The organism is Pseudomonas sp. Tav-5-1A, from assembly GCF_055755055.1.
Window position 1 is genome coordinate 2108237 of sequence record NZ_CM146901.1, and the last position, 19898, is coordinate 2128134.

Here is a 19898-nt window from a genome sequence, read left to right on the forward strand (position 1 = left end):
GCCGGATCGATGTGACCCGCCTGCGACAGCTCTCGTCTTTGACTGATAATTCGTGAGGTGCGTATGCACGATCCGTTTGAAGAATCACTGCGTGACATGCTCAAGGCGTCTTCCTCCCCAGGGCGGGATGACGACGCCTGCCTGGGGCGTGTCCTCAAGACTGCCAATCGGCAAGTCGGCGCCGGCGATCTGTTCAGCCTGATGGGCCGTTGGCTGCAGGCCTTCATGATCGCCGTGGAAAATGGATCGGGTCATGTGGCGCCAGTCTCGCGACGCAAACCCACTGCTGATAAGGCTGATTGACTATGCAACTTGATCTCTGGACTCAGAGCCTGGTGACGGCCATGACCGCACTCTGGACGAAGGTCGCGAATTTCATCCCCAACCTGTTCGGTGCGTTGGTGGTGCTGCTGCTGGGCTTTGTCGTGGCCAAGCTGCTCGATACCCTGCTGTCCAAACTGCTGGCCAAGCTGGGCCTGGACCGTCTGATGGCAGGCACCGGGTTGACCAAGCTGATGAGCCGCGGTGGCATCCAGGTGCCGATTTCCACCCTGGTGGGCAAGATCGTCTACTGGTTCGTGTTGCTGATTTTCCTGGTTTCTGCGGCCGAGTCCCTTGGCTTGCAGCGAGTTTCAGCTACGCTCGACATGCTGGCGCTCTATTTGCCGAAGGTTTTCGGTGGCGCGCTGGTGCTGTTGGTCGGCGTGCTGCTGGCGCAACTGGTGAACGGCCTGGTGCGCGGCGCGGCCGAAGGCGTGGGGCTGGACTACTCGGCAGGGCTTGGGCGAGTGGCGCAGTGGCTGGTCATTGTCATCAGTATCTCGGTGGCCATTAGCCAGCTCGAGGTCAAGACCGACCTGCTGAACCACGTCATCGTCATTGTTTTGATTACCGTTGGTCTGGCCGTTGCATTGGCCATGGGCCTCGGCAGCAAGGAAATCGCCGGGCAGATCCTGGCAGGAATTTACGTGCGGGAGTTGTACCAGGTGGGGCAACAAGTGCGAATTGGAGAGGTTGAAGGCCAGATCGAGGAGATCGGCACGGTCAAGACGACGGTGCTGACGGACGACGGGGAATTGGTTTCCCTGTCGAATCGGATCCTCTTGGAGCAGCGGGTTAGTAGCCGCTGAGCCGGCAAATTCTGCTACTGTATGCCGCCGCAAAATGGCCCGGGTGTCGGGCCATGGTGGATATTGACCTGACTGTCGGCCCGACTTGTTTTGAATAAAGTTCATTCGTTGCCCCTGCGTTACGACCCCCGCACGCTCACAGACGAGGAGCTGGTGGCGCGTTCGCATGTGGAGCTTTTTCACGTCACCCGTGCCTACGAAGAGCTGATGAGGCGCTATCAGCGAACCCTGTTCAACGTGTGTGCGAGATATTTAGGGAACGATCGTGATGCTGACGATGTCTGTCAGGAGGTGATGTTGAAGGTGTTGTACGGTCTGAAGAATTTCGAGGGTAAATCGAAGTTCAAGACCTGGCTCTACAGCATCACCTACAACGAATGTATCACGCAGTACCGTAAGGAACGGCGCAAGCGCCGCCTCATGGATGCATTGAGCCTCGACCCGCTCGAGGAGGCATCCGAAGAGAAGGCGCCGAAACCGGAGGAGCGTGGTGGATTGGATCGTTGGCTGATACATGTCAACCCGATCGACCGAGAAATACTTGTGCTTCGATTCGTCGCAGAGCTTGAGTTTCAAGAGATCGCGGACATCATGCACATGGGTTTGAGCGCGACGAAAATGCGATACAAACGTGCGCTCGACAAGCTACGTGAGAAATTTGCAGGTATCGCCGAAACTTAGTTCGGTGCAAATATCTCTAACGTGGGGGCTAGTTCTGCTAGACTGGCCGCCGAGTTGTCCCCCGTGTAAGGGGGTACTGCTTAACAATCACCAGATGGGGATTTAACGGATGAAACTGAAAAACACCTTAGGCATTGCCATTGGTTCTCTTGTTGCCGCAACTTCTTTCGGCGCTTTGGCACAAGGCCAAGGCGCGGTCGAAGGTGAAGCCTTCTACCAGAAGAACTACAACGACAGCGTCAAGCACGTCGAAGACGGCCGTACTGCCGGCGCTTCGCTGGGTTACTTCCTGACCGACGACGTTGAAGTCATCCTGGGCTACGGCAAGACCAACTACACTCGTTCGAACGATGGTACTGGCAGCCAGAAAATCCACGGTGACACTGGCTCCCTGACCGCCATGTACCACTTCGGTACTGTCGGCGACGCCATTCGGCCGTACGTTTCCGGTGGCTTCGCTCACCAGAGCCTGAGCAACGTGCAAGCTGACGGCCACAGCGGTCGCGACAGCTCCACCTTCGCTACCATCGGCGCTGGCGCCAAGTGGTACATCACCGACAACCTGTACGCTCGTGCCGGTATCGATGCTGACTACAAACTGGACAACGGCAAGTGGGACTACGCTCCTACCATCGGCCTGGGTGTGAACTTCGGCGGTAACGGCGGCAAGGCTCCGGCTCCTGCTCCAGCACCAGCTCCAGCTCCAGTTGCTGAAGAGCCAGCTCCAGCTCCAGCTCCAGAAGTCGTTCGCGTTCAGCTGGACGTGAAATTCGACTTCAACAAGTCGGTCGTCAAGCCAAACAGCTATGCTGACATCAAGAACCTGGCTGACTTCATGAAGCAGTACCCACAGACCACTACTCGTGTTGAAGGCCACACCGACAACGTCGGTCCAGACGCCTACAACCAGAAGCTGTCTGAGCGTCGTGCCCTGGCCGTTAAAAACGTACTGGTCAACCAGTACGGCGTGCAAGGCAACCGTGTTGACTCGATCGGCTACGGCAAAACCCGTCCAGTCGCTGACAACTCGACTGACGCTGGCCGCGCTACTAACCGTCGCGTAGAAGCTGAAGTAGAAGCTCAATCCAAGTAATTGGATAAAGCTTGAAAAAAACCCGGCCTAGGCCGGGTTTTTTTTCGCCTGCAGGTTCCGCGCATCCCTGTAGCAGCCGCCGCAGGCTGCGTCCGGCTCGCCGCGCAGCTGGCGTCAAGCGTGCTGCAACACCCACACCAGCAACACCAGATTCACCAGCAGCGACCCCAGCGCCAACCCCCGCCACACCCTCAGCGGTTCACGCTGCAGCAACGGCAAGGCACGCGGTTGCAGGCCCTGCCTTTCACCCTGTTCCAGCACCAGCAGCCATTCCTCTGCCGTCTCGAAGCGCTGCGTCGGGTCGGCCGTCACGCTGCGCGCCAGCATGGCGTCCAGCCAGTCGGGCACGTCGGGGCGGTAGCGGTGGGCATTGGCCGGGACGCCGAAGCGCGGGTGCTGGAAGGCCTCGATTTCGCCGTAGGGGTAGTGGCCGGTCAATAGCTGGTACAGGCACACGCCTGCGGCGTACAGGTCCTGTTGTGGCGACGGAGGCGCGCCGCTGAAACACTCCGGCGCCAGGTAGCTCGGGGTGCCGGGCAGGGCGTTGGGGCTGTCGCTGGACAGGCCGGGGCTGTACGCCAGGCCGAAGTCCAGCAGGCGCAGCTCGCCGTCGTCGCCCAGCAGCAGGTTCTCCGGCTTGATGTCACGGTGGATGATGTTGCGCCGGTGCAGCGCCCCCAGCGCCCGCAACAAGCCCTGGGCAACCGCCTGCCAGTGCGCCAGGGGCAGCGGCCCCTGGTGGGCCAGGCACTGGGCCAGGGTTTGGCCGGGGTAGTCACGCATCACGTAGTACAGGTGCTGGCGGCCGGGCAGGGCGTGCACCTGGGGGAAGTGGCGGCCGGCCACGCGGCGCAGGAACCATTCCTCCATCAGCAGCGCCTGCTGCGCACCCGCCTCGTCGTGGCGTTCGGCCGGCAGGGTCTTCAGCAGCCAGCGCTGGCCCTGGCTGTCCTCGACCCGGTACAGCAGCGATTGCCGGCTCTGGGCCAATGGCGCCACCACCGTCCAGCCTTCGAACACCTGGCCGGGCTTGAGCGTGCGCGGCAGCGGCCATTGCCGCAGCTGGTGCAAGGTGTCGCCAAGGTTGTCGGCGCCACGTTTGTCGATACGTACCAGCAGGGCGCTGGCGTTGTCCTGGCTGCCGGCCAGGTGCGCGGCGCTCACCAAGGTCTGGGCCGCCTGGTCGAGGTGGCCCACGTGGTCGGCCAGCACCGCGGCAATCTGGGTGTTGCCCAGGGTCGCCCACACGCCGTCGCTGAGCAGCAGGAACACTTCGCCGTCCTGCAGTTCACCCTCCTGATAGTCCACCACCAGGTGCCGGTCCAGGCCCAGGGCGCGGGTCAGCACGTGCTCCATGCCCGCCGACTCCCACACATGGTCTTCGCTGATCTGCCGCAACTGGCCCGGTTGCCAGCGGTACACCCGGCAATCGCCGACATGGGCGAGGGTGAAGCGCTGGCCGCGCAGCACCACGGCGCTGAGGGTGGTCAGCAGCGGCTGGCCGCCGCCGTTGGCTTGTAGCCAGCGGTTCTGGGCGCTGAGCAGGCGGTCCAGGGACTGGGCCACGCCCCAGGCCTGCGGTGTGGCGTAGTAGTCCAGGGCCAGGGCCTGCAGCGTGGCGCGCGCCGCCAGGCCGCCGTCGGCGCACTGGCTGACGCCGTCGGCCAGGGCGAACAGGTAGCCCTTGCTGGCAGCCAGTTCCGGCGCCGGGGTGACCAGGCGCAGGGCATCCTGGTTTTCCGCGCGTGGCCCGCAGGCGCTGGCCTGGGCACAGCTCAATTGCAAGGGCATGGTCAGACCCGCGCCGCAGTAACGGCGGCCGAGCCCCAGGTGGTGCGCCAGCGGCGCTTGACCCCGTGCAGGCCGAACCAGGCCACCACCGCCAGGGCGGCGAACAGCCACAGGCCCCACTGGTAGTCGCCGGTGTGCTGCTTGATCGCCCCCAAACCTGCGGCCAGCAGGAAGCCGCCGATGCCGCCGGCCATGCCCACCAGGCCGGTCATCACGCCGATCTCCAGGCGGAACCGTTGCGGCACCAGCTGGAACACCGCACCGTTGCCGGCGCCCAGGCCGAGCATGGCGCCGACGAACAGCGCCAGCGCCGCATAGGAATTACCCAGGTGGAAGCCCACGGCGGCGATGCAGATCGCGGCCACGCTGTACATCGCCAGCAGGCTGCGGATGCCGCCGAAACGGTCGGCCAGTGCACCACCCAGGGGCCGCATCATGCTGCCGCCGAACACGCAGGCGGCGGTGTAGTAGCCCGCCGTCACCGGGCTCAGGCCGTACTGGTCGTTGAAATAGCCGGGCAGGGCGCTGGCCAGGCCGATGAAGCCGCCGAACGTCACGCTGTAGAAGAACATGAACCACCAGCTGTCACGGTCGCCCAAGGCCTTGAGGTAATCCGCCACGGCCTTGGGCTTGGGCCGTTGCGGGGCGTTGCGGGCCAGCAGGCTGAACGCCAGCAACACGGCCAGCAGTGGCAGCAGGGCGAAACCGAAGACATTGTTCCAGCCGAACGCCGCGGCCAGCGCCGGCGCGAACAACGCGGCGAACACCGTGCCCGAGTTGCCGGCCCCGGCGATGCCCATCGCCTTGCCCTGGTGCTGGGCGGGGTACCACTGCGAGGCCAGCGGCAGCGACACTGCGAACGAGGCACCCGCCACGCCCAGGCCCACGCCCAGCAGCAACGCCTGCTCGTAGCTGTGGATGCCGAAATGCCAGGCGCAGAACAGCGCCACGATCACCGTGCACTGGCCGATCAGGCCGGCGGTCTTGGGCGACAGGCGATCCACCAGCACGCCCATCACCAGGCGCAGGATGGCCCCGGCAAGGATCGGCGTGGCGACGATCAGGCCGCGTTGCTGGGTGGTCAATTGCAGGTCGTTGGCGATCTGCACGGCCAACGGGCCCAGCAGGTACCAGACCATGAAGCTCAGATCGAAATACAGGAAGGCGGCGAACAGCGTAGGGGCATGGCCGGATTTCCAGAAGCTTGTGCTCATCGAACACCTCGACAGGGGGCAGCAGGGGCCGAAAACGAAAAAACGCCGCAACCCGGCTCGCCAGGGCGAGAGGGTGTGCGACGTCTTTGTCGTTCAATGTGGGGGCAACCGCCGTTGGCTACCTGGCTGATACAAAGCAAATCCCGGGCCAGCCCCCACGCGCGTTCTTACGGAACAAGGGTGGGGATCAGCCCAGCAGTTCGCTCATGGCAATGATCTGCTCCGCCACCTGGATCAGCTTCTGCTGGCGGCTCATGGCCTGCCGGCGCATCAGGGTGTAGGCCTCCTCTTCCTTGCAGTCCTTCATCTTCATCAGCAGCCCCTTGGCCAGCTCGATGCGCTTGCGCTCGGCCAGCTGCTGGTCGCGGGCCTGCAGTTGCGCGCGCAGGGCCTGGTCGCTCTCGAAGCGGGCCATGGCCACGTCGAGGATCGGCTGCAGGCGCTGGGCCTGGATGCCTTCGACGATGTAGGCGCTGACCCCGGACTTGATCGCCTGGCGCATTACCTGCGGGTCGTGTTCGTCGGTGAACATCACAATGGGGCGCGGCTGGTCACGGCTCACCAGCACCACTTGCTCCATCACATCGCGGCCCGGTGACTCGGTATCGATCAGAATGACGTCCGGGCGCACCGTTTCGACGCGCGCCGGCAGGTCGATGGTCAGGCCCGACTCGTCGATCACCTCGAAACCGGCTTCCACCAACGCCGACTTGAGGCGCCCGACCTTGCGCGGGGTGTCGTTGATCAACAGGATACGCAGCATAGTGGTCGTCTCCCGTCAGTCATCGGCCAAGGCATGCAGGGCGAAGCTGCGCGCGTAGCCGGCGGGGTCGCTGCCGTCCCAGACCTTGCCATCGATCAGTTGGCTGCTGCGCAGATCATCAGGGGCCACTGGCACACCGACACTGGCGGCTGCGCTGCGGTACAGCGCGGTCTGCTGCACTTGCCGGGCGATGCCCAGGTAGTCCGGGTCATGGCGCAGCAGGCCCCAGCGGCGGAACTGGGTCATGAACCACATGGCGTCGGACAGCCACGGCTGGTTGACGCTGCCGCCGGCGAAGAAGCGCAGGGCGTGAGGGTCATGCCAGTGGTGGCCCAGGCCGTCGTCGTAGTTGCCCAGCAGACGCGGCTCGATGGCGCTCAGTGGTGCGTCCAGGTACTCCTCGCCGCTGAGCAGCTGCGCGGTGCCACGCAGGTTTTCCGGGCTCTGCTCGATGAAGCGGCTGGCCTGCAGCACGCTGGCCACCAGGGCGCGGGCGCTGTTGGGGTGCTGGTCGATGAAGGCCTGGGTGCACGCCAGCACCTTCTCCGGGTGGTCGGGCCAGATTGCCTGGCTGGTGCTGAGGGTGAAGCCCAGGCCTTGGTCCACAGCGCTGGCGGCCCAGGGCTCGCCCACGCAGAAGCCGTCGATGCGCTCGGCGCGCAGGTGCGCCACCATCTGCGGCGGGGGGACCACCACGCTGTCGACGTCGTCGAGCGGGTGGATGCCCTGGGCGGCCAGCCAGTAATACAGCCACAGGGCGTGGGTGCCGGTGGGGAAGGTCTGGGCGAAGGTCAGGCGTGCACCTTGCTGGTGCGCGTGGCGCGCCAGTGCCTCGGGGCTGGTCACGCCAACGGCCTGCAGCGTGGGTGACAGGTTGATGCTCTGGCCGTTCTGGTTGAGGCCCATCAGCACCGCCATGTCGCTGGCCGGGGTGCCGCCGATGCCCAGGTGCACGGCGTAGACCATGCCGTACAGGCTGTGGGCAGCGTCCAGTTCGCCACTCAACAGTTTGTCGCGCAGCCCGGCCCAAGACGCCTGGCGGTGCAGGTTCAGGGTCAGGCCGTGGGGCTGGGCGAAGCCTTGGGTGGCGGCGACCACCAGCGGGGCGCAGTCAGTGAGGGCCATGTAGCCGATGTTCAGGCTGGTTATCTCCGGCGCATCGCTGCCGGCCACCCAGGCCAGGGGGGTGTGGGGCTCGGTCATGTCGGGGGTCCGTGTGGAAGTACCCAAAGTGACGCAAGAGGTATGCCAGTGCACCGGGACGGTGCTGGATGCGGACGCCGCCTGCGGCAGCTGCTACGGGGGCGTAAATGTGGCTATAATGCCGGCCCCCGACGATCTTCCAACGAGTCATGCCTGCCCATGTATAACCTGGCCCGCCAGCTGTTGTTCAAACTCTCTCCGGAAACCTCCCACGACCTGTCCCTGGACCTGATCGGCGCAGGTGGCCGCCTGGGGCTCAACGGCTTGCTGACCAAGGCGCCGGCGCGTCTGCCCGTGACCGTCATGGGCCTTGCGTTCGACAACCCGGTGGGCCTGGCTGCGGGCCTGGACAAGAACGGCGCGGCCATCGACGGTTTCGCCCAGCTGGGCTTCGGCTTCGTCGAGATCGGCACGGTGACCCCGCGCCCGCAGCCGGGCAACCCCAAGCCGCGCATCTTCCGCCTGCCTGAAGCCACCGCCATCATCAACCGCATGGGCTTCAACAACCTGGGCGTGGACAACCTGCTGAACCGCGTGCGCGCGTCGCAGTACAAGGGCGTGCTGGGCATCAACATCGGCAAGAACTTCGACACCCCGGTGGAGCGCGCCGTCGACGACTACCTGATCTGCCTGGACAAGGTCTACGCCCACGCCAGCTACATCACCGTCAACGTCAGCTCGCCCAACACCCCGGGCCTGCGCAGCCTGCAGTTCGGCGAGTCGCTCAAGCAGCTGCTCGACGCCCTGGCAGCACGCCGCGAAGTGCTGGCCGCGCAGCACGGCAAGCGCGTGCCGGTGGCGATCAAGATCGCCCCGGACATGAGCGACGAGGAAACCGTGCAAGTGGCCCAGGCGCTGCTGGCCTCCGGCATGGACGCGGTCATCGCCACCAACACCACCCTGGGCCGTGAAGGCGTCGAGGGCCTGGCCCACGGTGACGAGGCGGGCGGTTTGTCGGGCGCGCCGGTGCGCGAGAAGAGCACCCACATCGTCAAGGTGCTGGCCGGCGAGCTGGCCGGGCGCATGCCGATCATCGCCGTGGGCGGTATCACCGAAGGCAAGCACGCGGCCGAGAAAATCGCCGCCGGCGCCAGCCTGGTGCAGCTGTACTCGGGCTTCATCTACAAGGGCCCGGCGCTGATCCGCGAGGCGGTGGACGCCATCGCCGCGCTGCCACGAGGCTGAAGGCATAAAAAAGGGGCCCTCGAAGGGGCCCCTGGGCTCTCGCCCGCCGCCCGTTAGGGCGCGCATGGTTGATCACGAAAATGTAAGAGAAAAATCGTCCTCGTCAGCCGACCGCGTGAAGTTCGTTGAGTCTGTGGATACCCGCAGTGCCGGTCATACCGTCCCAGTTGTCGCCGCGTCCTTCACGCCAGCCATTGATCCAGGCTTGACGAACTGACGGTAGAGTAAAAGGGCAAAGCTCACGGGATTTGCCATGGATGCCATATTGGTATCCGCGTAAAAATGCTCGTTCCAACGGATCACGCTTAAGTCTTCTCATAGGGTGTTGCCCTCGTCTGTTGACTGTTATGTCCCGTCGGCCTCGTCTGAGGCCGGGCAGAGTCTTTCTGCCGGTTTTGGATGCTCGCTGCCGGCGTGGCGAGCAGTGGTGCCGTACCATTGCGATGCGGCCTGTAGGGATTTCTAAACAATGCGTTCTTCCGTGTGAACGACCGTTTTGTCATAAGGACGTAACGATTATGGTGTCTCGACCATAAGTAAAAGGATGCTTCAAAGGCCAGCGGGGGTTAAACCCGGCTATGATCAGCCTTGCAGCCCCAGTAATGGGACGTTGCCATCAGGGATTGATGGCTAAATGCTTTTCAGTATTAAACGACGAAGGGTCATTTTCAGGCCCGTCGTTTTGCAGAATTTTTTTCTGCCGGGGCGATCAAAGGCTGTTCCACAGCCGATTTCCAGTCCCGGCGGTCGACACCACGGTGGTGTCACACGGGCGCTTCCACAGAAAAGCGCCTGGTTAAACTCGGGAAGGGTGATGCGTTGCCCTTCCATTTATGGCTCATGCCCCTGGATACCCCATGTCGGATCGTTACGAACTCTTCCTCACCTGCCCCAAGGGCCTCGAAGGCCTGCTTGCTGAGGAAGCCACCGCGCTTGGCCTCGAAGACACCCGCGAACACACCTCCGCCGTGCGCGGCATGGCCGACATGGAAACGGCCTACCGCCTGTGCCTGTGGTCGCGCCTGGGCAACCGCGTGCTGCTGGTGCTCAAACGCTTCGCCATGAAGGACGCCGAAGACCTGTACCACGGCGTGCACGACGTGGACTGGCAGGACCACCTGCTGCCCGACGGCACCCTGGCGGTGGAGTTCAGCGGCCATGGCTCGGGCATCGACAACACCCACTTCGGCGCCCTGAAGGTCAAGGACGCCATCGTCGACAAGCTGCGCACCCCCGAGGGCGAGCGCCCCAGCGTCGACAAGCTCAACCCCGACCTGCGCGTGCACCTGCGCCTGGACCGTGGCGAAGCCATTCTGTCCCTGGACCTGTCCGGCCACAGCCTGCACCAGCGCGGCTACCGCCTGCAGCAAGGCGCGGCGCCGCTGAAGGAAAACCTGGCGGCGGCGATCCTGATCCGTTCCGGCTGGCCGCGCATTGCTGCCGAAGGCGGCGCGCTGGCCGACCCGATGTGCGGCGTGGGCACCTTCCTGGTGGAAGCGGCGATGATCGCCGCCGACATCGCCCCCAACCTCAAGCGCACCCGCTGGGGCTTCAGCGCCTGGCTGGGCCACGTGCCGGCCCTGTGGCGCAAGCTGCACGACGAGGCGCTGGCCCGTGCCGACGCCGGCCTGGCCAAGCCACCGCTGTGGATCCGCGGCTACGAAGCCGACCCGCGCCTGATCCAGCCTGGTCGCAACAACGTCGAGCGTGCCGGCCTCAGCGACTGGATCAAGATCTACCAGGGCGAAGTCGCGACCTTCGAGCCGCGCCCGGACCAGAACCAGAAAGGCCTGGTAATCTGCAACCCTCCCTACGGCGAGCGCCTGGGCGACGAGGCCAGCCTGCTGTACCTCTACCAGAACCTCGGCGAACGCCTGCGCCAGGCCTGCCTGAACTGGGAAGCGGCGGTGTTCACCGGCGCCCCGGACCTGGGCAAGCGCATGGGCATTCGCAGCCACAAGCAATACTCGTTCTGGAACGGCGCGCTGCCGTGCAAGCTGCTGCTGATCAAAGTGCTGCCCGACCAGTTCGTCACCGGCGAGCGCCGCACCGCCGAGCAGCGCCAGCTGGAACGCGAACAGGCCGACGAGCAGGCCACCCAGCCAGCTGCCGACCCGTACGCGCGCGTCAACAAGAACGGCAACCCGATCAAGCCGGCACCGGTTGTGGTCGAGCAGGCGCGCCTGAGCGAAGGCGGGCAGATGTTCGCCAACCGCCTGCAGAAGAACCTCAAGCAGCTGGGCAAGTGGGCCCGCCGCGAGAAGGTCGACTGCTACCGCGTGTATGACGCCGACATGCCCGAGTACGCCCTGGCCATCGACCTGTACCACGACTGGGTCCACGTGCAGGAATACGCCGCGCCGAAATCCATCGACCCGGAAAAGGCCCAGGCCCGCCTGTTCGACGCCTTGGCGGCCATTCCCCAGGCGCTGGGCATCGACAAGAGCCGCGTGATCATCAAGCGCCGCGAGCGCCAGAGCGGCACCAAGCAATACGAGCGCCAGAGCGCCCAGGGCCAGTTCACCGAAGTGCAGGAAGGCGGCATCAAGCTGCTGGTGAACCTCACCGACTACCTGGACACCGGCCTGTTCCTGGACCACCGCCCGATGCGCCTGCGCATCCAGCGCGAGGCGGCCGGCAAGCGCTTCCTCAACCTGTTCTGCTACACCGCCACGGCCAGCGTGCACGCGGCCAGGGGCGGCGCGCGCAGCACCACCAGCGTCGACCTGTCGAAAACCTACCTGGACTGGGCGCGCCGCAACCTGTCGCTGAACGGTTTCTCCGACAAGAATCGCCTGGAGCAGGGTGACGTGATGGCGTGGCTGGCGGCCAACCGCGAGGAATACGACCTGATCTTCATCGATCCGCCGACCTTCTCCAACTCCAAGCGCATGGAAGGCGTGTTCGACGTGCAGCGCGACCACGTCGAGCTGCTGGACCTGGCCGTGGCGCGCCTGGCCAAGGACGGGGTGCTGTATTTCTCCAACAACTTCCGCAAGTTCCAGCTCGACGAGCACCTGGGCGAGCGTTACCAGGTGGAAGAAATCAGCGCCCAGACCCTGGACCCGGACTTCGCCCGCAACAGCAAGATTCACCGCGCCTGGAAAATTCAGGCCCGATGAACGGTAGCCCGCGCCAGTCCTGACTGTCGTACATTTTGGCTACATCGCGAAAGGGCTCCCATGGAGCCCTTTTTGCTGCACCCCATGATCAACAATTTCGCTTGATGACTCACTAGGCAAACTACTGGCAAATAGCTATAACTGAGCCAAAGCCAAAGTGATACGAAGCACGCCGGCGTTGTGAGTTCCGCTTATGTCGTTGCATGCCGTTCGCCCGAAAATTCTTGGCTTTATCAGTGAGGATGCCTCCGCCTGGCTTATCGCCTCGCTGGCGCTGGCCGCTGGCGCCGTGGTCACCAGCCTGGTGGCCCTGGGCACCTCCGAGCTGTATCAGCGGCAGTTGCGGCAACGCTTCGAGCTGCTGGCCAACGAACGTTTCAGCCGCATCGAAGAGCGCTTCGAGGACCAGACCCAGCGCCTGGCTGGCCTGCGCCGTTTTTTCAGCTATTCCGACAACGTCAGCCGCCACGAATACGAAGGCTATGCCGGGCCGTTGCTGCTGCGCACTCAGGCCTATTCCTGGCTGCCGCGGGTGACCAACGCCCAGCGCGCCGCCTTCGAGCAGGCAGCCCGTGACGAGGGCATCGAGGACTTTGCCATCCGCGACCAGCGGCCGGACGGTTCGCTGGTGCCAGCCGCCACGCGTGACGAGTACTACCCGGTGTTCTTCACCCAGTCGCAGACGCGGCTGAAGCTGCCCCTGGGCTTTGACGTGAATTCCCAACCCTCGCGGCATGAGACCCTGCAGCGCGCCCTGAAGACCGGCGACCTGGCCGTGACCCCGCCGGTCAATCTGGTGGGCGTGGCCCTGCGCAACAGCCGCGGGGTGCTGATGGTGGCGCCGGTGCCGGGCAAGGATGGCGGGCCGCCGCTGGGCTTCGTGTCGGCGGTCATCAGCCTCGGCCAGTTGATGGGCGACGGCTTGCCGGCGCAGAACGACGACAACCTGCACGTGCGCATCCTCGACCTGTCCACGGCGGGCGAGCATGAAGTGCTGTACGAGTCCAGCAACCCGGCGCCGCCCGAGGGCCTGACCGCCACGCACCTGTTACGCCTGGCCGACCGCGACTACCAGCTGGACATCAGCCCCAGCCCGCTGTTCGCCGAGGCCAACCACACCTCGCCGCTGAACGTGGTGGTGACCCTGGGGGCGCTGCTGACGCTGATGCTCAGCGCCTTGCTCTACAGCCTGGTCAGCCAGCGCCAGCGGGCCTTGAAGCTGGTGGAGCAGCGCACCTCGCAGCTGCGCAGCAGCGAGCAGGCCCTGCGCATTACCCACAACCAGCTGAGCAGCGTGCTCAACGCCGCGACCCAGGTGGCGATCATTGCCACTGACCTCAATGGCCTGATCACCATCTTCAACGCCGGCGCCGAGCGCATGCTGGGCTACCGCAGCGAGGAAGCGGTGGGGCACCTGACCCTGCAGAACCTGCACCTGAGCGAAGAGCTGGTGGCGCGCGCCTGCACCCTGCGCGCCTATTACGAGCGCGACATCCCCCTGGCCCAGGCGATGCTGGTGGAGACCCCCGGCGACGGCGGCGACCAGGCCCGCGAGTGGACCCTGGTGCGCCGCGACGGCAGCCGGATGCCGGTGAACATGCTGGCTACCACGGTGCTCGACGAAAAAGGTCAGTGGGTGGGGCACCTGGCCGTGTGCATCGACATCACCGAGCGCAAGCGCGTGCACGAGGCCCTGGCCGCCCGCGACCAACTGCTGCGCAAGCTCAGCGCCGAGGTGCCGGGGGGCATCTATCAGTTCCGCCTCGACCCGGACGGCCGCACCAGCTTCAGCTGGGCCAGCGACGGCATCCGCGACATCTACGAGATGGAGCCCAGCGCCCTGCGCGAGGACGGCCGGCTGGTGATGCAGCGCATCCACCCCGACGACGCCGAGCGGGTGCTGGAGTCGATCCGCTATTCCGCCGAGCACCAGACGCCCTGGCGCGAGGAGTACCGCGTGCAGCTGCCGCGCCAGGGCCTGCGCTGGGTGCGCGGCGAGGCCACGCCGGAGCCGATGCCGGGCGGCGGCACCCTGTGGCATGGCTACCTGACGGACATCTCCGACCTCAAGCGGGTGGAAGAAGAGTTGCGCGCCCTGTCGGTGACCGACGTGCTCACCGGCATCCACAACCGCCGCTACTTTCAGGAGCGCCTGAAGGTCGAACTGGACCGCGCCGAGCGCGATCATCTGCACTTGTCGGTGATCATGCTCGACATCGACCACTTCAAGCGCATCAACGACCATTACGGCCACGCCGTGGGCGACCGGGTGCTCAAGAATATCTGCGAGAAAATCAGCCATCGCCTGCGCCGCACCGACGTCTTCTGCCGCCTGGGCGGCGAGGAATTCATGGTGCTGTGCCCCGGCAGCAACGCCGAGCAGGCCCACGCCCTGGCCCTGGAGCTGTGGCAGGGCCTGCGCCACACCCCGGTGGATGGCGTGGGCGTCGTCACCGCCAGCTTCGGCGTGGCCAGCTGGCGCCGCGGCGAGGGCGCCGATGCCTTGCTGCTGCGCGCCGACTCCGGCGTGTACGCGGCGAAGCAGGGTGGCCGGGACCGGGTCGAGCCGGAACTGGCCTAAGCGCGCCAGCAGGCAACTCCTGGCGCGGATGGCGATCACAATAAAACCAGCCCCGCGCGCACAGGTGTCCCATGACCTCCGACCCCCTCGACCGCTCCAGCAACCCCTTGGCTCCCGACCCGGTACCGCCCGATGCGCGGCCAGGCGATGAAAACCTGCCGCCCATTCCCCTGGACAAGGACCCGGAACTGGACCCGGACAAGGTCCGCACCGAGACCGACGACGGTGAAATGAGCCCCGACGACCCTCGTTGAGCCAGCCCGACAGGCGGTGCTAAGCTGCCAGGCCGTCCTGCCTGGAGCGTCATGCCGTGAACCTTGCGACCCTGCTGCTGTTCGTGCCCGCCTGCTTTGCCTTGAACATGGCTCCGGGGCCGAACAACCTGCTGTCCCTGAACAACGCCAGCCGCCACGGCTTCGCCACCTCGTGCCTGGCGGGCGCCGGGCGGCTGCTGGCCTTCGCCGGTATGATCGCCCTGGCGGCCATGGGCCTGGCAGTGGTACTGCATGCGTCGGAACGGCTGTTCCTGATGGTCAAGGTGGCCGGTGCGCTGTACCTGTTCTACCTCGCCGTGCAGCTGTGGCGCGCCCCGGTGGACGGCCAGGCGCCGGGCGGGCCGGGCAGCCGCGGCCTGTTCAAACTGGCGGGGCAGGAGTTCTGGGTGGCGGCGGGCAACCCCAAGGCCATCCTCATCTTCACCGCCTTCCTGCCGCAGTTCGTCTCGGTCGACGGCCCGACCTCGGTGGGCCAGCAGTTCTTCTGGCTGGGGGCCATGTTCCTGCTGCTGGAATGGCTGGCCATCGCCATCTACGCCTGGCTGGGCAGCCACCTGCAACGCTGGTTCAGCGAGCCGCGGCCACGGCGGGTGTTCAACCGCGCGAGCGCGGTGTTGTTGAGTTGCGCGGGGGTGGGGCTGCTGGCGGCGCGGCGTTGACGCGCAGATAGGGCGCTCAGACGAAATGCACTTCAATCCTCTTGCCCAGCGCGGCGGCGTACTTGCGCAAGGTGTCCAGGCTGGGGGAGTGCTTGCCGGACGCCAGTGCCCGCTCCAGGCGCGCCACGGCGGGCGCCTTGGTGCCCATGCGCTCGGCCACCTGCGCCTGGGTCAGCCCTGCTTCCCGGCGCGCATTGAGCATCTCGTCCAGCAGGGCAAATTCCTCGCGGTTCAGCCGTTCGTACTCGGCCAGCGCTTCGGGCTCCGCCAAGGCCTTGGCTTTAAGCTCAGCGTGAGTCAGCATTGTTCTTTACCTCTTTCATTCTGGTTTCGGCCAACCGTCTGTCTTTGACAGGCGTCTTGTCGGTCTTTTTCACGAAGCTGTGCAGGACCACGATTCGCTTGTTGACCAAGGTGCAGTAGAACGCCCTGGCAATGCCTTCAGCGGACTTCAGGCGCAGCTCGAACAACCCCTCGCCAAACGCCTTGCTGTGGGGTTCCCCGAGGTTGGGGCCGTGAAGCTCCATGCGATCGGTCAAGGCAAAGTAGCGGCCACGCAAACCCGGCGGCAATGCAAGCACATCATCCTGAACGCTTTCATTCTAATAGGTTAGGGTATAAGTCATGGAGCGCAGAATAACAAATATGTTATTTCTGTGCCAGGCAGGCAGATGAAGGTGGGCGCCCCCGGGTAGCCGGGGCGGCGCATCCCAGCCAAAAAAAAGACCAATGCCCTCGGGGTTGGGGATCTCCGGGCATTGGCCATTCAAGGGCAAACGTTGAGACATCCTGTCTCGACACCTGCACGATAGCCTGTGTGCTAACTATGAGCCAGCTAACAGTTAGTGAAACACCTTTTCAAACCACACAATAATCGGATCCTAATCGTGGGGCGGCTCCACGCCCAGCTGCGTCCACATGCGCGTGGTTAGGCGTTGGCGGTTGTCATAGCCTTGCCACGGGTCGGTGGGCAGTTGTTCCAGGCGCTCGCCAATGTTGCCCACGTGCCAGTGACGCGCGCTTTCCAGGTTGGCCAGCTCGTGCCGGGCGATGGGCGTGGACACCGGCAGGCCGGGGCGGGCCCGTACCGAGTAGGCGGCCACGGTGCTGGCGCCGCGCTGGTTGCGCAGGTAATCGACGAAGATGCGCCCCGCCCGGTAGCGCGGCCCCTGGGTGGCGGTGAAGCGCTCGGGCAGTTGGGTCATGAGGTAGTGGGCGATGGCCTTGGCGAACCCCAGCACGCGGTTCCAGCGGGCGTGGCGGGCCAGTGGCACGATGATGTGCATGCCCTTGCCACCGCTGGTCTTGAGGTAGCTGCGCAAGCCCAGTTCATCGAGCAGCGCCTGGGTCTGGGCGGTGGCGTCCAGCACCATGCCCCAGGGCAGCGCCGGGTCGGGGTCGAGGTCCAGCACCAGGCGGTCGGGCAGGTCCAGGCGGTCGCTGGTGGCGCCCCAGGCGTGGAATTCCACGGCGCCGCGCTGCACGGCCTCGATCAGCGCCGGCAGGCGGTCGACCTGCATCAGCTGCGCGTGCCCGGGGTCGAGGGCGGGAGGTAGCAGGGTGATGTGCGGCAAGGCCAGGTGTTCGGTGTGGCGCTGCAGGAACAGGTCGCCCTCGACGCCGTGGGGCGCGCGCATCAGGGCCACCGGGCGTTGGCGCAACTGCGGCAGCAGCCAGGCGCCGATCCGCTGGTAAAAACGCGCCAGGTCGACACGGGCTGTCTGGCTGACGCGGTCGAGCACGCGCTCGGGGTGGCTGATGGACACCCCGGCGACAGACTCGCGGTGGCCATCGCTGAAGTCATGGCTGGGTTCGTCCGTGTGGCGGGCCTGGCTTTCGGTCATCAGGGGCGCATGGCTGGCGTCGGTCACACAGTCCAGCTTGATCCAGTCCAGGTTCCGCTCGCCGTCGCGGTATAGGCTGCCGCGACGCTTGCCGATCACGCCCTCGTGGTTCAGGGTGCAGACGCCTTCGAGGATGTCCGGGGTGCTGGCGGTGAAACTGTCGGAGAAGCGCAGCAGCGGGTGCTTGGCGCTGCCCAGCAGCTTGCGCAGGCGCGCGCGGCGCTGCTCCAGCGGCTGCTCGCGCAGGTCCTCGCCGTTGTGGAACGGCAGGTCGAACAGGTAGTACTGCAGGTCCATGCAGCGGCCGGCCTCGAAGGCCTCCTGCAGGGCGAGGTAGTCGGCGACGCCCTCGGCGTTGGCCTGCACCAGCTTGCCGTCCAGCCAGCTCTCGTTGAGCTGCAGCGCGGCGATGGCCTGCGCCTGGTGCGGCAGCTCGGCGGTCCAGTCCAACCCCTCGCGGTTGAACAGGCGCACCTCGCCGCCGCTGATGCGGCTCATCAGCCGGTAGCCGTCATGCTTGATCTCGAACAACCATTCGCCTTCGGGCGGCTGCTCGACGCGGGTGGCCCGTTGCGGCGCCAGGTGGGGCGGGATGGGAGCTGGCTCTGAGGGGGTGTCGGCAGGCGGGCTGCGACGATCTTCGCTCAACGGCTTGGCCATGATATGTACTTCCTGGGGCTGAACCTCTGGGATCTGACGTCCTGTACGATATTTTCAGCTGACCATGGCGAGGGCGGTTAAGTTTCAGCGCAGGGAAGGTGTGCAAATTGCAGGGGTTGCGACCTGCAACGTGGCATTTTGCATGATGGCTTTTTGATTTCTAGCGGGTATGTCGTTGATTTTCAACGATACGCTTGGCGGCGGTGGCCGGGCATGGAAGCTGCACAAGAAAAGTGCAGGATCCCTGCCATCAGACCGGTGGTGCAGCGCGCAATCAAATAGCCATCTAGGCTGCACGAAGCCGCTGAAAAATCACGGACGCAACCGATAAGAAATGGAGCTTTTGCCATGTTGTCCACCCTTGAACTGCGCAACATCATTGAATCAAGTTTTCTGCCCCAGCGTTGCCAATGCACCTTGGCCCAGGACCAGTCCCTGACGGTGCGAGTGTTTGATCGAACATCGGACCGGGTGGACCTCACCGTCACCGGCATCAGCGCGCAGCAGCTCAACAGCAGCCGGGCGATCTCGAACCTGATCGCCGGCCTGCGCGCCGACCTGGCGCACCGCCACCTGAACCAGGTGCGACGGGTGAACGACAGCCTCTGATTGGTTCAACTGCGCGTAAAAAAACCGGCTGCTCCCTTTCGGGCGCGCCGGTTTTTTTGTGCCTTGTCGAGGTATCAGCGCGACGCTTGCATCTGCCGCAGGATGGCGCGCTCGCCATTGCCCACGCTGACGAACGCCAGGCCCAGGCCCAGCTCGGCGAACACCGAAATCAGGATGCCGGGGCCGGCATGGCCGCTGAGCCAGTCGAATAACCCCAACAGTGCCATGGCCAGGCAGCCCACCATGAACCCGCGCACCATGGCAGCCCGCGCCGGCGACGGCGGGCAACCGCGCACGCAGAAAAACATCACGCCCACGCCCAACAGCAGCGCGGCAATGCGCCTGCCCAGCAAGGCGGCGGCTTCGCTGTGAGGGATGTCCCAGAAGGCGAGCAGGCGTTCGGCGGAGGTACCCCAGATCAGGGCGAGGGCGAAACACAGGAAGGCACAAAAGAGGGCGAGGCGACGGAAAGTCAGCGGCATTTCTAGTCCTTGAAAAAATCATGCGTCCAGCGCAAACGCTGATAGTAGCGCGGTCGCGGCCTTGCGCGCATGTGAATTTGGTATCGGATTTTCAAACCCTGTCGCAAAGTTGTCGTCGATGGCGGGCGGGGCGGCTGGCACAATGGCGGTGCATATTACCCATCATTGCGTTCAGCGCGAGAGCACAGGAGTCCTCATGTCCATTACTCGTCATGGCACCGGCAGCACAGGTGCCGGTGGTCAACCGCTGCCTTTCGCACGGGCGGTGGAGGCCGATGGCTGGCTGTATGTATCGGGCCAGGTGGCCATGGAAAACGGCGAGATCATCGACGGCGGCATCGTCGCGCAAACCCACAAGACCCTGCAGAATCTCGTCGCCATCCTCCATGAGGCGGGCTACGGCCTGGAGCACGTGGTGCGCACCGGCGTGTGGCTGGACGATGCGCGCGACTTCTGGAGCTTCAACAAGGTCTTCGCCGAATACTTCCCGCCGCACCTGGCGCCTGCGAGGGCGTGCGTGCAATCGAGCATGGTGGTGGACTGCAAGGTCGAAATCGACTGCGTGGCCTACAAAGCCAAACCCCGAGCATGATCGCGCGCGTTGCC

The 19898-nt window shown here is 65.0% G+C and carries 20 protein-coding genes; 11 read left to right on the forward strand and 9 right to left on the reverse strand.

The annotated features are described in order from the left end of the window. Positions 1–57 precede the first annotated feature (57 nt). The 4 genes from AC0J42_RS09595 (at position 58) to AC0J42_RS09610 (ending at position 2904) form a co-directional block, all read left to right on the forward strand. A complete protein-coding gene (locus AC0J42_RS09595) occupies positions 58–303 on the forward strand; it encodes a CrfX protein (RefSeq protein ID WP_416423322.1) in 246 nt (81 codons plus the stop codon). Between the two features lie 2 nt (positions 304–305). Beyond that, positions 306–1130, forward strand: a complete 825-nt coding sequence (locus tag AC0J42_RS09600; RefSeq protein ID WP_416423323.1) for a mechanosensitive ion channel family protein — start codon at positions 306–308, stop codon at positions 1128–1130. Between the two features lie 90 nt (positions 1131–1220). Beyond that, positions 1221–1811 carry an RNA polymerase sigma factor SigX gene (gene sigX / locus AC0J42_RS09605; RefSeq protein WP_008368464.1) on the forward strand — a complete coding sequence of 197 codons (591 nt, stop codon included), beginning with the start codon at positions 1221–1223 and terminating at the stop codon, positions 1809–1811. A gap of 109 nt (positions 1812–1920) precedes the next feature. Beyond that, on the forward strand, positions 1921–2904 hold the full coding sequence (locus tag AC0J42_RS09610; protein WP_416423324.1) for an OmpA family protein: 984 nt from the start codon (positions 1921–1923) through the stop codon (positions 2902–2904). 114 nt (positions 2905–3018) lie between these two features. On the opposite strand, the gene AC0J42_RS09615 is transcribed toward AC0J42_RS09610, so the two are convergent. The 4 genes from AC0J42_RS09615 to AC0J42_RS09630 all read right to left on the reverse strand — a co-directional run bounded on the left by AC0J42_RS09615 (position 3019) and on the right by AC0J42_RS09630 (position 7875). Next, positions 3019–4695, reverse strand: coding sequence for a bifunctional protein-serine/threonine kinase/phosphatase (locus AC0J42_RS09615; protein ID WP_473005962.1), 1677 nt, complete (start codon positions 4693–4695; stop codon positions 3019–3021). A 2-nt stretch (positions 4696–4697) separates the two neighbouring features. Next, positions 4698–5909 (reverse strand): nitrate/nitrite transporter, encoded by a 1212-nt coding sequence (locus tag AC0J42_RS09620; protein ID WP_416423326.1) that lies wholly within the window; start codon positions 5907–5909, stop codon positions 4698–4700. A gap of 187 nt (positions 5910–6096) precedes the next feature. Continuing rightward, positions 6097–6672 (reverse strand): ANTAR domain-containing response regulator, encoded by a 576-nt coding sequence (locus AC0J42_RS09625; RefSeq protein ID WP_416423327.1) that lies wholly within the window; start codon positions 6670–6672, stop codon positions 6097–6099. 15 nt (positions 6673–6687) lie between these two features. Continuing rightward, positions 6688–7875 (reverse strand): CmpA/NrtA family ABC transporter substrate-binding protein, encoded by a 1188-nt coding sequence (locus tag AC0J42_RS09630; protein WP_473005963.1) that lies wholly within the window; start codon positions 7873–7875, stop codon positions 6688–6690. A 159-nt stretch (positions 7876–8034) separates the two neighbouring features. Here AC0J42_RS09630 and AC0J42_RS09635 point away from each other — a divergent pair, with 159 nt between their 5' ends. Next, positions 8035–9060 carry a quinone-dependent dihydroorotate dehydrogenase gene (locus AC0J42_RS09635; RefSeq protein ID WP_473005964.1) on the forward strand — a complete coding sequence of 342 codons (1026 nt, stop codon included), beginning with the start codon at positions 8035–8037 and terminating at the stop codon, positions 9058–9060. Positions 9061–9163: 103 nt separating this feature from the next. On the opposite strand, the gene rmf is transcribed toward AC0J42_RS09635, so the two are convergent. Further along, a complete protein-coding gene (gene rmf / locus AC0J42_RS09640) occupies positions 9164–9379 on the reverse strand; it encodes a ribosome modulation factor (protein WP_008368461.1) in 216 nt (71 codons plus the stop codon). Between the two features lie 538 nt (positions 9380–9917). Here rmf and rlmKL point away from each other — a divergent pair. From rlmKL to AC0J42_RS09660, 4 genes are all read left to right on the forward strand, one after another. Continuing rightward, a complete protein-coding gene (gene rlmKL, locus AC0J42_RS09645; RefSeq protein ID WP_473005965.1) occupies positions 9918–12182 on the forward strand; it encodes a bifunctional 23S rRNA (guanine(2069)-N(7))-methyltransferase RlmK/23S rRNA (guanine(2445)-N(2))-methyltransferase RlmL in 2265 nt (754 codons plus the stop codon). Between the two features lie 193 nt (positions 12183–12375). After that, entirely contained in the window at positions 12376–14763 is a 2388-nt protein-coding gene (locus tag AC0J42_RS09650) for a sensor domain-containing diguanylate cyclase (RefSeq protein ID WP_473005967.1), read from the forward strand. A gap of 71 nt (positions 14764–14834) precedes the next feature. Next, positions 14835–15017, forward strand: coding sequence for a hypothetical protein (locus tag AC0J42_RS09655; RefSeq protein ID WP_416423332.1), 183 nt, complete (start codon positions 14835–14837; stop codon positions 15015–15017). Between the two features lie 56 nt (positions 15018–15073). Further along, a complete protein-coding gene (locus tag AC0J42_RS09660; protein ID WP_473005968.1) occupies positions 15074–15697 on the forward strand; it encodes a LysE family translocator in 624 nt (207 codons plus the stop codon). Between the two features lie 16 nt (positions 15698–15713). On the opposite strand, the gene AC0J42_RS09665 is transcribed toward AC0J42_RS09660, so the two are convergent. The 3 genes from AC0J42_RS09665 to ligD form a co-directional block, all read right to left on the reverse strand. Beyond that, positions 15714–16001 (reverse strand): helix-turn-helix domain-containing protein, encoded by a 288-nt coding sequence (locus AC0J42_RS09665; protein WP_416423334.1) that lies wholly within the window; start codon positions 15999–16001, stop codon positions 15714–15716. Next, complete coding sequence (locus AC0J42_RS09670) at positions 15985–16278, reverse strand: type II toxin-antitoxin system RelE/ParE family toxin (RefSeq protein WP_473005969.1); 294 nt, start codon at positions 16276–16278, stop codon at positions 15985–15987. The genes AC0J42_RS09665 and AC0J42_RS09670 overlap by 17 nt, the downstream gene beginning before the upstream one ends. Before the next feature lie 300 nt (positions 16279–16578). Next, entirely contained in the window at positions 16579–18201 is a 1623-nt protein-coding gene (gene ligD, locus AC0J42_RS09675) for a non-homologous end-joining DNA ligase (RefSeq protein ID WP_416423336.1), read from the reverse strand. Between the two features lie 348 nt (positions 18202–18549). Here ligD and AC0J42_RS09680 point away from each other — a divergent pair, with 348 nt between their 5' ends. Then, positions 18550–18810, forward strand: coding sequence for a DUF1652 domain-containing protein (locus AC0J42_RS09680; RefSeq protein WP_416423337.1), 261 nt, complete (start codon positions 18550–18552; stop codon positions 18808–18810). Positions 18811–18884: 74 nt separating this feature from the next. On the opposite strand, the gene AC0J42_RS09685 is transcribed toward AC0J42_RS09680, so the two are convergent. Next, positions 18885–19292: a hypothetical protein gene (locus AC0J42_RS09685; protein ID WP_416423338.1), complete on the reverse strand. Its 408-nt coding sequence runs from the start codon at positions 19290–19292 to the stop codon at positions 18885–18887. A gap of 196 nt (positions 19293–19488) precedes the next feature. On the opposite strand from AC0J42_RS09685, the gene AC0J42_RS09690 reads away from it, so the two are divergent. After that, complete coding sequence (locus AC0J42_RS09690) at positions 19489–19884, forward strand: RidA family protein (protein ID WP_416423339.1); 396 nt, start codon at positions 19489–19491, stop codon at positions 19882–19884. Positions 19885–19898: the final 14 nt, after the last annotated feature.

Bases quoted from the DNA above. Each gene is read 5' to 3' on its own strand.
- AC0J42_RS09685 (WP_416423338.1), bottom strand. From the start codon at position 19,292: ATGCCGCTGACTTTCCGTCGCCTCGCCCTCTTTTGTGCCTTCCTGTGT.
- AC0J42_RS09610 (WP_416423324.1), top strand. From the start codon at position 1,921: ATGAAACTGAAAAACACCTTAGGCATTGCCATTGGTTCTCTTGTTGCC.
- AC0J42_RS09690 (WP_416423339.1), top strand. From the start codon at position 19,489: ATGTCCATTACTCGTCATGGCACCGGCAGCACAGGTGCCGGTGGTCAA.
- rmf (WP_008368461.1), bottom strand. From the start codon at position 9,379: ATGAGAAGACTTAAGCGTGATCCGTTGGAACGAGCATTTTTACGCGGA.
- AC0J42_RS09615 (WP_473005962.1), bottom strand. From the start codon at position 4,695: ATGCCCTTGCAATTGAGCTGTGCCCAGGCCAGCGCCTGCGGGCCACGC.
- AC0J42_RS09665 (WP_416423334.1), bottom strand. From the start codon at position 16,001: ATGCTGACTCACGCTGAGCTTAAAGCCAAGGCCTTGGCGGAGCCCGAA.
- AC0J42_RS09630 (WP_473005963.1), bottom strand. From the start codon at position 7,875: ATGACCGAGCCCCACACCCCCCTGGCCTGGGTGGCCGGCAGCGATGCG.
- AC0J42_RS09680 (WP_416423337.1), top strand. From the start codon at position 18,550: ATGTTGTCCACCCTTGAACTGCGCAACATCATTGAATCAAGTTTTCTG.
- AC0J42_RS09620 (WP_416423326.1), bottom strand. From the start codon at position 5,909: ATGAGCACAAGCTTCTGGAAATCCGGCCATGCCCCTACGCTGTTCGCC.
- AC0J42_RS09600 (WP_416423323.1), top strand. From the start codon at position 306: ATGCAACTTGATCTCTGGACTCAGAGCCTGGTGACGGCCATGACCGCA.
- AC0J42_RS09655 (WP_416423332.1), top strand. From the start codon at position 14,835: ATGACCTCCGACCCCCTCGACCGCTCCAGCAACCCCTTGGCTCCCGAC.
- rlmKL (WP_473005965.1), top strand. From the start codon at position 9,918: ATGTCGGATCGTTACGAACTCTTCCTCACCTGCCCCAAGGGCCTCGAA.
- AC0J42_RS09625 (WP_416423327.1), bottom strand. From the start codon at position 6,672: ATGCTGCGTATCCTGTTGATCAACGACACCCCGCGCAAGGTCGGGCGC.
- AC0J42_RS09635 (WP_473005964.1), top strand. From the start codon at position 8,035: ATGTATAACCTGGCCCGCCAGCTGTTGTTCAAACTCTCTCCGGAAACC.
- AC0J42_RS09650 (WP_473005967.1), top strand. From the start codon at position 12,376: ATGTCGTTGCATGCCGTTCGCCCGAAAATTCTTGGCTTTATCAGTGAG.
- ligD (WP_416423336.1), bottom strand. From the start codon at position 18,201: ATGGCCAAGCCGTTGAGCGAAGATCGTCGCAGCCCGCCTGCCGACACC.